Genomic DNA, 15,200 nt, shown 5'->3' with positions numbered 1-15,200 from the left:
TTCTCTGTTCTCTGTTCTCTGTTCTCTGTTCTCTGTTCTCTGTTCTCTGCTATTGATATTTCTGTCTTAACTCATCTTTTTCTTGTTCTGATAAAAATGCGATTTTAAGTCCATTTTCTTGAGCTGTATAAATTTGCTCAGGGCTTAATCCTGCTAAAGGGGCAGCAGTTAAATATTCATGCTGTATCTCAATGCCTTCTACCGCTGGATCATCTGTATTAATGGTGGCAAGCACACCATGTTCTAAAAAAGTCTTTAATGGATGCTCTGCTAAAGAAGGCACTGTGTTGGTTTGAATATTTGAGGTGAGACAAGATTCAATACCAATCTGATGTTTAGCCAAATAATCTAGAAGTTTTAAATCTTGAACTGCTTTAACACCATGTCCAATTCGTTCAGCACCTAATTCTTCAATGGCTTGCCAAATACTTTCGGGACCAGCAGCTTCGCCTGCATGTACGGTAATGTGCCAACCTGCATCACGTGCTTTTTTAAAGTGATCAATAAATAAATTGCCCGGAAAACCAAGCTCATCTCCAGCAAGATCCAGCGCTTTAATATCATTTTTATGGGCAAGTAGGGCATTTAATTCTTTTTCGCAGGCTTCCTGACCAAAAGTACGACTCATAATACCAATTAAATTCGCTTTTACGCCGTACGCTTGGCTGCCTTCTTTTACTCCAGCAATCACAGCTTCAACTACGCCTTCAAGTGGAAGTTGATGGGTCATACCCATGTAACCCGGTGAAAAACGTAGTTCTACATAGTCTAGGCCTTGCTGTGCTGCATCCTGCATGTTTTCAAAAGCAATACGTTTGCAGGCATCTAGGCTCGCTAATACCTTTACGCCCAAATCGAGCTTCGATAAAAAACTTAATAAGTCGGGTTGGTTATCCATCACTTGTACGTGTGGTCGTAAAGATTCAATGTCGTAAGCAGGCAAATCTAAATTGTATTGTTGCCCCAATTCTAAAATAGTTTGAATGCGAATGTTGCCATCAAGGTGGCGGTGTATATCTGTAAGCGGGAGCGTTTTTGTAATCATAGTTTTCTTCTTATCTGTTCATCTTAATTTATCATGCCTGTTTAGTTGCGCTGATAAAAGTTTGGTTTTGCTATGTTTTTGTGAAAAGCGTTGAGTTGAGTTTTTTGAACTTACTATATTTGTATAAGTTTTAATTTTGATGACATTGTTCTGGCCTAAGAAGACAACGCAGTCTGTGTAAGATACGAGCACCAAGATTTTTATTGTTTTTAATTTCGCTGAGCCTTTTTTTGTTGACTCTTTAAGAGTGGATTGGCTGAAGAATGGTCATTGGTATTTTGCCTTTTACTTGTAAAGATGAATAAAGGCTTGCTAAAGACCAAACCGATAAAGCGATTAATTTATCTGTAGAAATCTATTTCTGGCAAGTAATTGAAAAAGAAGAAATAGGAAGCACTCAAATGAAGTCGGTACTTTGTCATCAAGCAACATTGCAAGTAGTAGACCAACCGAACTTAACACCTGCAAAAGGGCAGGTTTTATTGGAAGTGGTGCGATGCGGGATCTGTGGTTCAGATTTACATATGCAGCATCACTGCGACCACATGCATGATTTGGCTGCACGTGTCGGGTTTAATGGTTTAGCGAAGTCTACAGACCCATTTGTACTGGGGCATGAGTTTTGCGGCAAGGTTTTAGACTACGGTCCAAAAACACGCCATAAATTTAAAGCCGACACACTCGTTTGTGCAATGCCGCTTTTGAATGTAGATCAGCATGGTTATTTGTCTACGGGACTTTCTCCAAATGCTTCGGGCGGTTATGCCGAGCAAGTATTGGCTCAATCAAGCTTGATGTTTGAAGTACCCAACGGTCTAGATGCAGATAGTGCTGCCATGACTGAACCAATGGCAGTTGCATTGCATGCTGTTCGCCGTAGCCGTGTAAAAACTAGTGAACCTGCGATTGTGATTGGTTGTGGTCCTGTTGGGTTAGGTGTCATTTTAATGCTTAAAGCAGCTGGGGTGAAAACTGTAGTTGCCAGTGACTTTTCACCAAACCGCCGTAAGCTTGCCGAGCAATGTGGTGCAGATATTGTGGTAGACCCTAAAGAGACATCGCCATTTGCCAACTGGAAGGAGTTTGGTTTGCTTGGCAATGTTTCTGATGCCATTAACATGGGTATGGGGCTGTTTGATAAGTTGCAAGCGACACGCTTACCTTGGTGGCATGGATGGCGCATGATTGATAAATTGGGCGCTCTACCAAAACGTCCTGTTATTTTTGAGTGCGTCGGCGTGCCGGTGTTTTGCAGCAAATTATTGAAGGTGCACCTCTGTTTTCTCGAATTGTCGGGGTGGGCGTGTGCATGCAAAGTGACAAAATAGAACCAGCACTTGCGATTAACAAAGAGCTAGAAATTCAGTTTGTGTTGGGTTATACACCGCTTGAGTTTAGAGATGCGCTGCACATGATTGCAGAAGGTAAAGTGAACTGTTCACCACTCATTACCGGTGTTGTTGGTTTGGAGGGTGTTACCAAGGCATTTGAGGCATTACGTGACCCTGAACAGCACGCCAAAATCTTGATTGACCCAAAACGTAGCGGTTCAGATATTCAATTAATGAGTCATTAATTTCAAAGTCATTTATGCTCAACTAAAAAGATTGTGATTTGATTAATCACAATCTTTTTTTATGCGTATAGATCACACAAAGTGGCTCAGCTAATTCGTATTAGTCTTTAGTTGTTCTAGTTCTTGGTAAATCCATTCAACAAATTTTTGAATGGTTGGGGTTATGTCTTGGCTTGAATGGATGAGATAGTATTTTCGGCTGCCTTTTAGTTTTTTATTGGAAACAATCACCAGTTCTTTTTTTTGTAGTTCAGACTCAATCAACATTTGCGGAATTAAAGCCATTCCCATGTCATGACTGGCAGCAACGGCAAGCATCGAAAATAACTCATGGCGCTGTCCATCAAAAGGCTTAGGGTGCTGCATGTGATGAGTGAGAAACCATTCTTGCCAAATGCTAGGTCGAGTGGTTTGTTGAAGTAGGGGGATTTTCAGCAGATCTTCTGGGCTTAAATCATAGGTATTTTCATTAATCATGACCGCATCTGGAAAATACTTTTCGATTAGCCTTGGCGAGCACACAGGTACAATTTCTTCATCCATTAAATAATGCGCTTGTATGCCAGGCCAATGGTCAATCTGCTGCTGCGTGCCTGCAAAAATCGCAGCGTCAAAAATATTGTCATTAAATAAAAAGGGCTTAGTACTGGTTTCTAAGTGAACCGTAATTTCAGGGTGTTTTTGATTTAAAAGATGAAGTTTGGGTAACAGCCAGCGCGTTGCAAAGGTAGGAACTACACCTAACTTTAATGTTCCACCTAAACCTTTATGAGAAATCACATCGGCCGTACATTTTTCTAGTCCTAATAAGTAGGGCTTGATGCTTTTAAAATACTGCTGACCTGCAATGGTGAGTTCAACACCATGCCGAGTACGTATAAAGAGTTCCACGCCCAAGAAATCTTCTAATTGCTGAATTTGGCGCGAGACTGCACTTTGGGTAATACATAACTCTTGCGCAGCATAGGTATAACTTAGATGTTTTGCTGCACTTTCAAAGCAAATTAGACCCTGAATGGACGGGATACTTCTTCGCATAAATAAATCCTTTTATTTGTCATCATATTTCAAAACAGCATATGACCCAAATGCAGATATCCGAGTTTAGTATAAAAATAAGCCATTTTTAATGAAATACAACGAATTAAATAGTTAAATTTAATGCGACCCATTTTAAATATGCGTAAGTCGCATATCTGCATGAACATTTATCGTTTGATTACTGCATTTTTCACGCATAACATCGAGTTAAATAAAGAAGATCAAATCAAGCAGAGGATGCGATGAATCACATGGTGACAACAAAAAAAGCAAGAGTTCAATTTAACTGGCAAGACCCATTTTTAATTGAGCAACAGCTTAGCCCAGATGAGCGCATGATTCGTGATGCGGCTCATGCCTATTGTCAAGAACGTTTGCAACCACGTGTACTTGAACAATTTCGTCATGAAACAACAGATCCATCTATTTTCCGTGAAATGGGAGAGCTTGGCTTACTTGGCCCAACCATTCCTGAGCAATATGGCGGCGCGGGTTTGAACTATGTGAGTTATGGTTTGGTTGCGCGTGAAATTGAATATGTCGACTCGGGCTACCGCTCTATGGCGAGCGTGCAAAGCTCATTGGTCATGGTTCCGATTCATGAATTTGGTACTGAAGAGCAAAAGCAGAAGTACTTACCTAAACTGGCTACTGGTGAATACATTGGTTGTTTTGGTTTGACCGAACCTGACCATGGTTCAGATCCGGGCAGTATGATTACCCGTGCTAAAAAAGTTGAAGGTGGTTACCGTTTAACTGGCGCAAAAATGTGGATTACCAATAGCCCGATTGCCGATGTATTTGTCGTCTGGGCAAAAGAAGTTTCTGCTGAAGGCAATGTCGGTGATATTCGCGGCTTCATTTTAGAAAAGGGCTGGGAAGGCCTATCTGCGCCAGCTATTCATGGCAAGGTCGGTTTACGTGCCTCGATTACGGGTGAAATCGTGATGGATAACGTTTTTGTACCTGAAGAAAATGCATTCCCTGAAATTCGAGGCTTAAAAGGCCCATTTACCTGTCTAAACAGTGCTCGTTATGGCATTGCATGGGGTGCAATGGGTGCTGCCGAGTTCTGTTGGCATACAGCACATCAATACACCATGGACCGCAAACAATTTGGTCGCCCGTTGGCTGCAAATCAATTGATTCAAAAGAAGCTGGCAGATATGCAAACTGAAATTGCTTTGGGTTTACAGGCAGCTTTACGTTTTGGCCGCATGAAAGATGAAGGCATTGCATCAGTTGAGGGTACATCTCTAATTAAGCGTAACAACTGTGGAAAGGCGCTTGATATTGCCCGCATGGCACGTGACATGATGGGTGGAAACGGCATTAGTGATGAGTTTGGTGTGGCACGCCATTTGGTCAATCTTGAAGTCGTAAATACCTACGAGGGTACACATGACGTTCATGCCTTGATTTTAGGTCGTGCACAAACTGGCATTGCCGCATTTAGTAACTAACTCATTTTTAAAAATAGAGGTGTTCTTTCGGGAGCACCTTTAGGGATTTTTACGCAAAAATTTATGGAAAATGACAAGATTCATCGTAAGGATACTCATGTAAAGATGTGCCTCTGTGTACTTAAAACTAAATGTAAGATTATGAAAATATAGAAGATTAAGTTATACAGAAAACATAAGTAGGCTACCGATGACTCATTTGGGAAAATGAGGAACAAAAGATGAACAATGACGTTCAAGTAATATCGAAAGAATTAAGAAATACATTTCCAAGCAATCTTGGAACATATGAAAAGATCGGACCGAATACATGGAAATGGGCGTTGTTATTTGCCTATTTTGCAATGGTAGTCGATGGCATTGATATTATGCTGCTGTCTTATAGCTTGACCAGTTTAAAGGCAGAGTTTGGTTTAAGTACCTTTCAAGCAGGTGCCTTAGGTAGTGCTTCTTTGGCAGGGATGGGGATTGGCGGTATTTTGGGTGGCTGGGCATGTGACAAGTTTGGTCGCGTACGAACCATTGCCAACTCGGTGACTTTCTTTTCTGTAGCGACTTGTTTGTTAGGCTTTACGCAAAGCTTCGAGCAATTTATGGCTTTACGTTTTATTGGTGCTTTGGGAATCGGAGCACTCTATATGGCCTGTAATACCTTAATGGCTGAATATGTGCCGACGACTTACCGTACAACGGTCTTGGGCACATTACAGACGGGCCAGACCGTAGGTTATATTGCTGCAACGTTATTAGCTGGCGCAATTATTCCAGATTATGGCTGGCGCGTTTTATTCTTTCTGACCGTAGTACCTGCTTTCGTTAATATTTTCCTGCAACGGTTTGTGCCAGAGCCAAAATCTTGGCAGCTCACTAAAATTGAAAGCTTGCAAGGCAACAGACAGCCTAAAGAAAGAGTAGTAGTTGAAAAGCCAAAAAGTAGCAGTATCTACAAACAAATCTTTAATAACTTTAAGCACCGTAAAATGTTTTTGTTATGGATGACCACAGCATTCTTCTTACAGTTTGGTTATTACGGCATTAACAACTGGATGCCAAGTTATTTAGAAACAGAAGTACATATGAACTTTAAAAACTTAACCAGTTATATGGTGGGTTCATATACTGCAATGATTTTAGGCAAAATTTTAGCGGGTTATCTTGCTGACAAGTTTAACCGCCGTGCTGTTTTTGTGTTTGGAACAATTGCCAGTGCTGTGTTCTTGCCAATCATTATTTTCTTCAATACCCCTGACAATATTTTGTATTTATTGATCACTTTTGGCTTCTTATATGGCATTCCATATGGTGTAAACGCGACCTATATGGCTGAAAGTTTTTCAACCGACGTGCGTGGAACAGCCATTGGCGGTGCCTATAACATTGGTCGTGTCGGGGCAGCGATTGCACCAGCCACCATTGGATTCTTGGCATCGGGCGGTACGTTTACCATGGCCTTTATTGTGATGGGCGCTGCGTATTTTGTTGCGGGTGTATTGCCGGGATTATTTATTAAAGATCGTCAGTACGATCCGCAAAAACAATCATAAACAATGACAGGAAGGTACGTTGAGTACCCTCTAAAAAGATAAGGGTATCGTTATGGGTGCATTACAAGGAATTCGGGTTTTAGATTTAAGTCGTGTGCTTGCGGGGCCTTGGTGTGGGCAAATCTTGGCAGACCTTGGCGCGGAAGTGATTAAAATTGAACGTCCTCGAGTCGGTGATGACACCCGTATGTGGGGCCCACCATGGATGCCCGATCAAGACGGAAACATGACCCGTGAATCTGGTTATTTCCAGTGTACCAATCGTAATAAATATTCTGTTGCGGTAGACATTACCACACCAGAAGGTCAGGCCTTAATTTATGAAATTGCCAAGACTGCCGATGTCGTGATTGAAAATTATAAGACAGGGTCTTTGGCTAAATATGGTTTGGACTACGCGTCATTAAGTGAGTTGAATCCGAACATTGTTTATTGCTCGATTACCGGTTTTGGGCAAGATGGCCCACGTGCAGAAGAACCCGGTTATGATTTTATTATTCAGGGTATGTCTGGCTTAATGAGCATTACTGGCGAGCCTGATGATGTGGCAGGTGGTGGTGCGCAAAAGGTTGGTGTGGCTGTGGTAGATATTCAAACTGGATTGTATTCCACCATTGCCATTCAAGCGGCACTGATTGCACGCTCACACACAGGACGCGGTCAGTATATTGATATGTCACTCCTTGATGTGCAGGTCGCGGCACTGGCAAATCAGGGAATGAATTATTTAGCTTCAGGTAAAGCGCCACAACGCATGGGTAATCAACACCCAAGTATTGTGCCGTATCAAACTTTTAAGGCTAAAGATAAAGAATTTATTATTGCTTGTGGCAACGACAAACAGTTTAAAGATTTGTGTATTGCGATTAGTTATCCAGAGTTGCTCGAAAATGATAAGTTTGTGCGCAACCAAGACCGCGTAAAATATCGAAATGAACTGATACCTTTATTGTCCGAGCACTTTTTGCAGAAAACTGCTAAAGAATGGGTTGATATGATTCATGCGTTAAAAGTACCCGTAGGTGTTATCAATTCTATTGAAGATGCTTTGGCTGAACCACAAATCGTGCATCGTAATTTGGTGGTCAATATTCCTCATCGTTTAAATGAAAACTTCCAAACCATTGGCTCACCCATCAAACTGTCTGATACTCCCGTTGAATATCATCATGCACCTCCAGAGCTTGGTGAACATACTGCTCAAATCTTATCGAGATTTAAAACAGCAGAAGAGCTAGCTGCGTTAAAAGAGAAAGGCATTATTGATGGGAAAATTGCTTAAGCTATTACCGTTTTCAATATGTCCATTCAATTATCATTGTAGTTGAATATAAAAAACCGCTTTTATAGCGGTTTTTTATTAGGAAGTTTTTCTAATCTTAAACATTATGACTTCTTGGAAATACGCTCTTCGATGGCAAATTTAAGTAAAGAAGCGCTGCGGTAAAAACCGTGTGCGAACTTTCCAAATGGCATGGTAATAAAAAACGTCATGACCGTAGCTAAATGGAAAATCAGTAAAAGTGCCATGTAAGGGGTATTGCGAAATGCCATGAGAGCTAAGCCTGAAGCACTGACTAAAATTAAAAGGAAAATAAAGCCTCGATCTACAGGTCTTTGCTCACGGTCACCATGTAATGGGTGACGTTTAAGATTTAAATAGAGCAAGCCCGATGGTCCAATCACTAAGCCAATCCCACCCAAAGTACCCAAAATCACAGGCAAGCTAAAGATAGGGTAAGGCGCATGTAGGTCAAGAAAATAGTGATATAAAGTCGCTACACCCGTAGCTGCAAAGCAAAGCATAAAGCCATAAAACGTCAGGTGATGGAACACACGGCGGATTTGTGTATAACGGTCATCTTGTTCATTACAGCCTTTACCATGACCGCCATCTAAATATTTAAGTGTTAATACATTTTGAGTGGCTTGAACCAGATCTGGTTTCTCAACTTTGCCATGAATGACTTTAGAGGTTTGTCGCCAGAATTTGCTAACTCCAATGCCGAGTAAAACAATTGCAACTGTAAAGGTCGCTCCAAACAATAGTGCTAAAAAGTTATGCGGGAAAATCGCATAAAAATTACCTTGATAGCCTGCAAATAAGTCAGTGCCTTTCCACCACACTACAGCTAACATGCAAAAAAAGAAAATGAGTGTTAACGTCGAAACAAAAGGAATACCTACAGACTTATAAAGTCGACCTAAAGGCTGAGGTGTAGCAAATTCTTGATAAGTTTCTAAACGTACTTGTGCCATCGCTTTTGGAATATTTACACCAAACTCGTGTGGTGGAGCATATTGGCAAGCATGTAAACATGCACCACAGTTATGGCAGAGGTTTGCCATGTAATGAATATCGGCTTGGTTAAACTCAAGACGTTTGGTCATAGCCGCAAATACAGCACAAAAAGACTCACAGTAGCGACAAGCATTACAAATCTGTAGCACTCTTTGAACTTCCTGCTCATGGTCAGAGAGCTGAACAACTGGAATTAGGGCTTTGGTACTAGCATTCATGTTCAACTCCTTGTGAAAGTGCATAGTGGGCGGCATTTTTTCCGGCAATGCGTCCAAAGGTTGTGCCGATCGACATGCCAACGCCTGCGGTATAACCCTGACCAAGTACGTTACCTGCCATCATTTCACCTGCGACAAATAGGTTACGGCTTGGTTTATTGTTAAAACGCACCGCAGCATCGTCTTCGACTTTTAAACCTAAATAGGTAAAGGTAATGCCGGGTTTAAGCGCATAGGCGTAGAAGGGTGGTTGATCGAGAGGAACGGCCCAGTGGGTTTTGTTGGGAACAATATTTTCGGTGGTGCAGTCATCTAAAACCGTGTGGTTAAAGGTGCCTTGTACGCAGGCTTGATTAAATTCTTCTACGGTGTGGCATAAGGTTTTTGCATCTAGCCCGATTTTTTCGGCCAGTTCTTGAATGCTATTTGCTTTCACACCCGCAAACACAGGTGGCATAAAGCGACCAATGGCTTTTGAGTCGATAATCGAATAGGCGATTTGCTGAGGTTGTTTGGCAACAAGGCGGCCCCAAATCGCATAACGTTTTGGCCAGAAATCTTCGCCCTCATCGTAAAAACGTTCAGCTTTGTTATTGACTACAATTCCCAGTGAAACGCAGTCAATACGGGTGCAGATGCCGCCGTCATATAACGGTGCGCGTGCATCTACCGCCACACAGTGCGATTGTGATGGGTCACCAATAATATCGGCGCCTTGATCTATCATAAATTTGAGCAAGTTGCCCTGATTAAAGCGGGTTCCACGAATAATGAAATTATCGGCAGGCCATTCGCCGTTTTCATTTTGTCCCCATGCTTCTCTTAACCATTCGAGATTTGACTCAAAACCACCTGCGGCCAATACACAGCTTTTTGCTTTAAATACACGTCCATCTTCAGCAATTGCAGCTTCAAAATGTCCTTGATTTAACTTTAGATCTTTAATTTTTATGTTGTATAAAATTTCGATACCAAGTTCTTGGGCGCTACGGTAGTAGGCATTAATGAGGGCTTTACCTCCACCCATAAAAAAGGCATTGGTGCGTGCAACATGCAAAGCACCCGATAGCGGTGGCTGAAAATTCACACCATGTTTACGCATCCAGTCACGGCAGGTCGCCGTGCTACGAATGACGAGACGAGCTAAATGTTCATTGGTTTTGCCCGCAGTCACTTTAAGTAAGTCTTGCCAATATTCTTCTTCTGGGTAAGCATCGACCAATACGTCTTGAGGAGCATCATGCATGCAGCGAAGGTTACGAGTGTGTTGTGAGTTACCACCACGCCACTCTTTGGGCGCTGCTTCTATGACAAGCACTGACGCGCCACTTTCTTTTGCTGTGAGCGCGGCACACAGTGCGGCATTCCCACCACCAATCACAATTACATCATGCATGGATTTCTCCCTTTCTCAGCTAGGGCTAATGTAGCTTCAAAAGGGAAGATGAAGTGAGAGGCTAGGCTTGAATGGGTGTTTAGTAAAAATAAACACTAATGGCTTAAGTGTTTATGAGTTCCGCACCGGGCCAGCGCTTTTCATTAATCAAGTTTGCTACACAGGCACGAATCACCACTTTTGTGGCTAAGGTGGCAGGCGAGAGCTCTTCTTCAGAGAGACTAATTAAATAATTAATACGTTCAATAGCAGGTTCTATAACGCGCAGTAAACACAGGTCTTGCCGCGAGTTTAACGATGCACCAGCAGGTTGAATAGTTGCCATTTCGAGTTGGCTAATGCTTTCCATTAACAAATGCAGCCCATCAATTTCATAGGCCACTTTAAGTTGGTGAATTTTCTGTTCGAGCAACAAGCGCAGCCCATGTCGTTGGCTCGGTAAAATCAAGGGAAGTTCTTTAAGCTGTGAATGGGTAATGGTTTGAGTGTCGATACAGCTTTCAAGGTCGTACTGACTCAGCACTTCTTTAGGCGAGATTAAAAACATCTGTTCTTTGACTAAAGGCTGTATGGCCCACTGTGGGTCGACATCGTCACTAAAGATGATCGCGACATCGAGCTGCCTTGCATTCACCAAAGCTTTGAGATCACCCGATAACCCTTCAATTAAACGGACTTTAATGTCGGGGTAACGGTTTCTCATCAGTTTTAAAAAGTGTGTGCCAATAACAGCTGCAACACTCGGTGAAAAACCGACGGTGACGTGGCCACTTAAACGTGAAGAATGCGCAGAGTCTACGGCATGGTCTAGGTGTCTAAGTGCCAGTTGAACCTGTTGAAAAAAAGCTAAACCCGCAGGGGTGGGAACCGTACCCAAAGCAGTACGTTGTAAAAGGCGAATAGAAAGCTCGCTTTCTAATTTTGAGATTTGCTGACTTAATGCAGACGTTCCAATATCGAGATTTTTTGCAGCTTTACCCAAGCTTCCTGACTCGATCACTGCAATAAAATATTTTAATTGTTTAAGTTCCACGGCAAATTCTACTTTGACCTTTGTTAATTATTCTACACTGGTTTATTGCTCTACATTTTGTTCTATTGCTTTGAGTAAACCGTTCAAAGAGTAAAGGCAACATCCTCTCAAAATGCTGCCTTTTAGAGCTTTTATTGTTTAACCTGCTCAAGACCCTGTTCTTCAATAATTTGTGTCGCTTGAGGCGATTTCACAAATTGAATAAGTTCTTTTGCGACTTTTGCATGTTCCGAGTTTTTACCAATACCAGCAGCAAATACGGTAACTTTTTGGTAAGGCGCAGGGATTGGACCAACTAACTCAACTTGACCATATTTGCCGGTAAAAGGTTTGATTTCACTAATTTGCTGGAAACCAATATCAAACTGGCCTTCGGCAATACGTTTTGCAACGCGGTCGCCTACCACTTTTTCTGCTTTACTAGAAATTACTTTGTATTCGACAGGTGGAAAGCTTGGGAAAACATCTTTTTCAAGATGAGTACCACTCGCACTTGCAGAATAGCCTATGTGCTTGGCATTTAATAAAACTTTTTCAAATTTTGCTGCAGAGCTAATGTCTGGCTTTGGTGCACCTTTAGGCACAGCCATGCCAATGCTTGAATTCACTAAAGCGCTTTGTGAATTTGGGTCAACATAACCTTTTTCTGCGAGTTTGCTTAGTTCAGGAGCAGCCAACACAACAATGTCAAAACGTTCACCACGATTGAGTCGATTTGGAATTGCAGTCGGTGATTCACCCATAGACGAACCAGATGAGAGGTGAACTGTGTGACCAGTTTGCTTTTCAAATATTGGAATGAGTTTTTCCATAGATGAATAGAAACCGCCTGAGCTAATTACTTCGAGCGTATCTGCATTGGCAAATGTAGATCCTAAGCCTGCACCAGCTAGGCAAATAGTTATGAAGATAGGGGACTTTTTCATAGTACCTCACTTGAATTGCAAGAAAGCACAGTACGGAGATTTAAGGTCTGCCGTACTGTTTATTAAAATTTCAGGTTAAGGAATGAGTTGTTTTAAGCGCTAACCTTTGCAGGTTCAGCAATCGCGTCAGGATCTTTCTGTTTAGAACCACGACATAAATACAAGCTTGAGATGAGACTACATACCGCAGCGAGCATGAGCCAGAACGCTGGTGTGCTTGCATTACCTGTATTTTCGACAAGGAAGGTACAAGCCATTGGAGTCATACCACCAAAAATCGCGGCTGCAAGACTAAATGCTAAAGAGAAGCCAACGGTACGTACACGTTTTGGCATCACTTCGGCAAGCGTTGCGACCATAGTGCCGTTGTACATACCAAAGAAGAATGAGAAGTAAGCAAGGGTAATAAGTAGGTTTGAGAAGCTAATGTCGCTCACCAACCAGCTTAAAACCGGATAGCTGGTAAAGATCGCAAGAGTCGTAATACCCACTAATACTGGACGGCGACCAATTTTGTCTGAAAGCAAACCACCCATTGGCAACCAGAAGAAATTCGACAAACCTACAAACACGGTTGCTAAAAGGCTATCTGTTACCGACATTTCTAAAGTACGTTTCGCATACACCGTGGTGTAAACCGTAATAAAGTAGAAAGTTGTCGTAGTCATCGCACTCATCATCATGCCGGCAAGTACAATGCGCCAGTTGCTTACAAGTGTGCTGAAAATTTCTTTTGAAGATGGATGAGTTTTTTGCGCTTTAAAGTCTTCAGTTTCCTCTAAAGTACGACGGAACAAGAAGATTAAAGGAATAATTAAACAGCCAATTAAGAACGGAATACGCCAGCCCCATTCACCCACTTGAGCATGAGTTAAAATGGTGTTGAGCCAATAACCAAGTAAGGCCGCAAACACAACCGCAATTTGTTGGCTACCAGACTGCCAGCTAGTAATAAAGCCACGATTTTTATCGGTTGCAATTTCAGCGAGGTAAATTGAAACGCCACCAGATTCAACACCTGCCGAGAAGCCTTGTAATAGACGCCCAATCACCACCAAAATTGGCGCGATAATACCAATGGTTTCATAACCCGGCACAAAGGTAATTAAGATGGTGCCAATTGCCATAAGACTTAAAGTGACAATCAAACCTTTACGGCGACCGACTTTGTCGACATAGGCACCCAAGAAAATAGCGCCGAGAGGACGCATAAGAAAACCCGCAGCAAACACGGTAAATGTCATCATTAAAGAGACATATTCATTATCAGAATGGAAAAACTTTGCTGCGATATAGGTGGCATAGAAACCAAAAAGAAAAAAATCGTACTGTTCTAAAAAGTTGCCACTCGTTACATTTAATATTTTTTTAAAAGTAGCCCTACGGTTATTAACGACATCCATTGGAGACCTCCTTGGCCTAACAAAATGGAAACATTCACGATCTTCAAGGTTTGGACGTAAACTGATTCAATCAATAAACCTAAATAGGAAATGGGTTAGAGATGAGATTTAAAGGTGTCCTTCGTAGAAAATGTGATGCCTTGTTTCCAGTTCAAACTACACATCTATGTTTCGATAAACAGAAAACCACTTATCATTCGAAGGAAAATGTAATCTTAAAAAGCAGGAGGGAGTGAGAGGAGAAAATTAATTAGGTATTTAGAAAAATTAATGACCCTTTATAAAATAATTTCAGAACATGGCCAAATCTGGTTTTGAATCAATTCTTTCACACATGCCTTAATGGCTGACTTGGCAGCAAGTGCGGCAGGTGATAATTCTTCTTCGGCAAGGCTCACCAAATAGTTAATTCGTTCAACTTCCGGGTCGACAACCTTAAGCAATTGTAGCTTGTGTTTATACTCTTGTAAGCAAGCACTACCGGGCCTCACACTTGCAAGGTCAAGATGAATCAGGCTGTCCATAAGCAAATGCAAGCCATCAATTTCATAGACGACATTGAGCTGTCCAATCTTGTGCTCAAGCAGTTTTCGTAAGCTATGGCGTTGACGTGGCAACACTAAAGGAATATCGCCAATTTGCTGCGACTGAATAATTCCACTTTTAATACATTCGCTAAGTCCGTATTTGTCGAGCACTTCTTTGCGTGCCATTAAATACATTTGCTCGCGTACCAAGGGTTGAATTGACCACTGTTTATCAATTTCATTGGTAAAAATAATGGCAATATCAAGCTGACGCGAATTAATCGACTGAATCAGGTTCCCCGACAAGGTTTCCACAATCTCTAAACGAATATCTGGATAACGTTCAGACATTAGTTTCATTAAAGGGATGCCAATTAAAGCGGTAATGGTCGGTGGAAAACCAAGGCTGACATGACCTGAAAGCCGTGCTGAATGTGCAGCATCTATGGCGAAGTTCACTTGACGCAAAATAAGTTGAGAGTGCTTTAAAAAGGCAAGGCCAGCAGGGGTTGGGGTCACACCAAAAGCATTACGCTGTAATAAGCGAATGCTTAACTCTTGCTCGAGCTTACTAATTTGCTGACTAATTGCCGAAGCACCCACATCGAGTTTTTGGGCAGCTTTTCCAATACTGCCTGATTCAACGACCGTCAAAAAATACTTTATTTGCTTGATTTCCATAATAAATGTATTCGCTCATCATCCTTGATTTATAGAGATATGAAG

General features: G+C 41.8%; 11 protein-coding genes and 1 pseudogene. 4 read left to right on the top strand and 8 right to left on the bottom strand.

Annotation, left to right across the window (positions count from 1 at the left end; translation table 11 throughout):
* Positions 1–49 precede the first annotated feature (49 nt).
* Complete coding sequence (add, locus tag C1642_RS10735; protein WP_032059990.1) at positions 50–1,045, bottom strand: adenosine deaminase; 996 nt, start codon at positions 1,043–1,045, stop codon at positions 50–52.
* A 401-nt stretch (positions 1,046–1,446) separates the two neighbouring features.
* Between add and C1642_RS10730 the strand changes: the two are divergent.
* Positions 1,447–2,621, top strand: a pseudogene (locus C1642_RS10730) (zinc-binding dehydrogenase).
* Between the two features lie 90 nt (positions 2,622–2,711).
* Here C1642_RS10730 and C1642_RS10725 read toward each other — a convergent pair.
* On the bottom strand, positions 2,712–3,659 hold the full coding sequence (locus C1642_RS10725) for a LysR substrate-binding domain-containing protein (protein ID WP_016684952.1): 948 nt from the start codon (positions 3,657–3,659) through the stop codon (positions 2,712–2,714).
* Positions 3,660–3,904: 245 nt separating this feature from the next.
* Between C1642_RS10725 and C1642_RS10720 the strand changes: the two genes are divergently transcribed.
* The 3 genes from C1642_RS10720 to C1642_RS10710 all read left to right on the top strand — a co-directional run bounded on the left by C1642_RS10720 (position 3,905) and on the right by C1642_RS10710 (position 7,951).
* The gene (locus tag C1642_RS10720) at positions 3,905–5,125 is read left to right on the top strand and encodes an acyl-CoA dehydrogenase (RefSeq protein ID WP_103236309.1); all 1,221 of its coding nucleotides are present in this window, start codon (positions 3,905–3,907) and stop codon (positions 5,123–5,125) included.
* 221 nt (positions 5,126–5,346) lie between these two features.
* On the top strand, positions 5,347–6,669 hold the full coding sequence (locus tag C1642_RS10715; RefSeq protein ID WP_103236308.1) for an MFS transporter: 1,323 nt from the start codon (positions 5,347–5,349) through the stop codon (positions 6,667–6,669).
* 52 nt (positions 6,670–6,721) lie between these two features.
* The gene (locus tag C1642_RS10710) at positions 6,722–7,951 is read left to right on the top strand and encodes a CaiB/BaiF CoA transferase family protein (protein ID WP_103236307.1); all 1,230 of its coding nucleotides are present in this window, start codon (positions 6,722–6,724) and stop codon (positions 7,949–7,951) included.
* A gap of 104 nt (positions 7,952–8,055) precedes the next feature.
* Here the strand turns inward: C1642_RS10710 and tcuB are convergent, their stop codons facing one another.
* The 6 genes from tcuB to C1642_RS10675 form a co-directional block, all read right to left on the bottom strand.
* The gene (tcuB, locus tag C1642_RS10705) at positions 8,056–9,189 is read right to left on the bottom strand and encodes a tricarballylate utilization 4Fe-4S protein TcuB (RefSeq protein WP_103236306.1); all 1,134 of its coding nucleotides are present in this window, start codon (positions 9,187–9,189) and stop codon (positions 8,056–8,058) included.
* On the bottom strand, positions 9,179–10,585 hold the full coding sequence (gene tcuA / locus C1642_RS10700; protein ID WP_103236305.1) for an FAD-dependent tricarballylate dehydrogenase TcuA: 1,407 nt from the start codon (positions 10,583–10,585) through the stop codon (positions 9,179–9,181). The genes tcuB and tcuA overlap by 11 nt, the downstream gene beginning before the upstream one ends.
* A gap of 103 nt (positions 10,586–10,688) precedes the next feature.
* Positions 10,689–11,618 carry a LysR family transcriptional regulator gene (locus C1642_RS10695; RefSeq protein WP_000421135.1) on the bottom strand — a complete coding sequence of 310 codons (930 nt, stop codon included), beginning with the start codon at positions 11,616–11,618 and terminating at the stop codon, positions 10,689–10,691.
* Between the two features lie 131 nt (positions 11,619–11,749).
* The gene (locus C1642_RS10690; protein WP_000749505.1) at positions 11,750–12,544 is read right to left on the bottom strand and encodes a substrate-binding domain-containing protein; all 795 of its coding nucleotides are present in this window, start codon (positions 12,542–12,544) and stop codon (positions 11,750–11,752) included.
* Between the two features lie 92 nt (positions 12,545–12,636).
* Positions 12,637–13,947 (bottom strand): MFS transporter, encoded by a 1,311-nt coding sequence (locus C1642_RS10685; RefSeq protein ID WP_000383636.1) that lies wholly within the window; start codon positions 13,945–13,947, stop codon positions 12,637–12,639.
* A gap of 278 nt (positions 13,948–14,225) precedes the next feature.
* Positions 14,226–15,155, bottom strand: coding sequence for a LysR family transcriptional regulator (locus tag C1642_RS10675; RefSeq protein WP_000403825.1), 930 nt, complete (start codon positions 15,153–15,155; stop codon positions 14,226–14,228).
* Between the last annotated feature and the right edge of the window lie 45 nt (positions 15,156–15,200).

The organism is Acinetobacter sp. AKBS16 (assembly GCF_002899995.1).
In the GTDB taxonomy this organism is placed as follows: domain Bacteria; phylum Pseudomonadota; class Gammaproteobacteria; order Pseudomonadales; family Moraxellaceae; genus Acinetobacter; species Acinetobacter baumannii.
The sequence above is the reverse complement of the archived record's forward strand: the minus strand, read 5'-3'. Positions and strand labels throughout refer to the sequence as shown.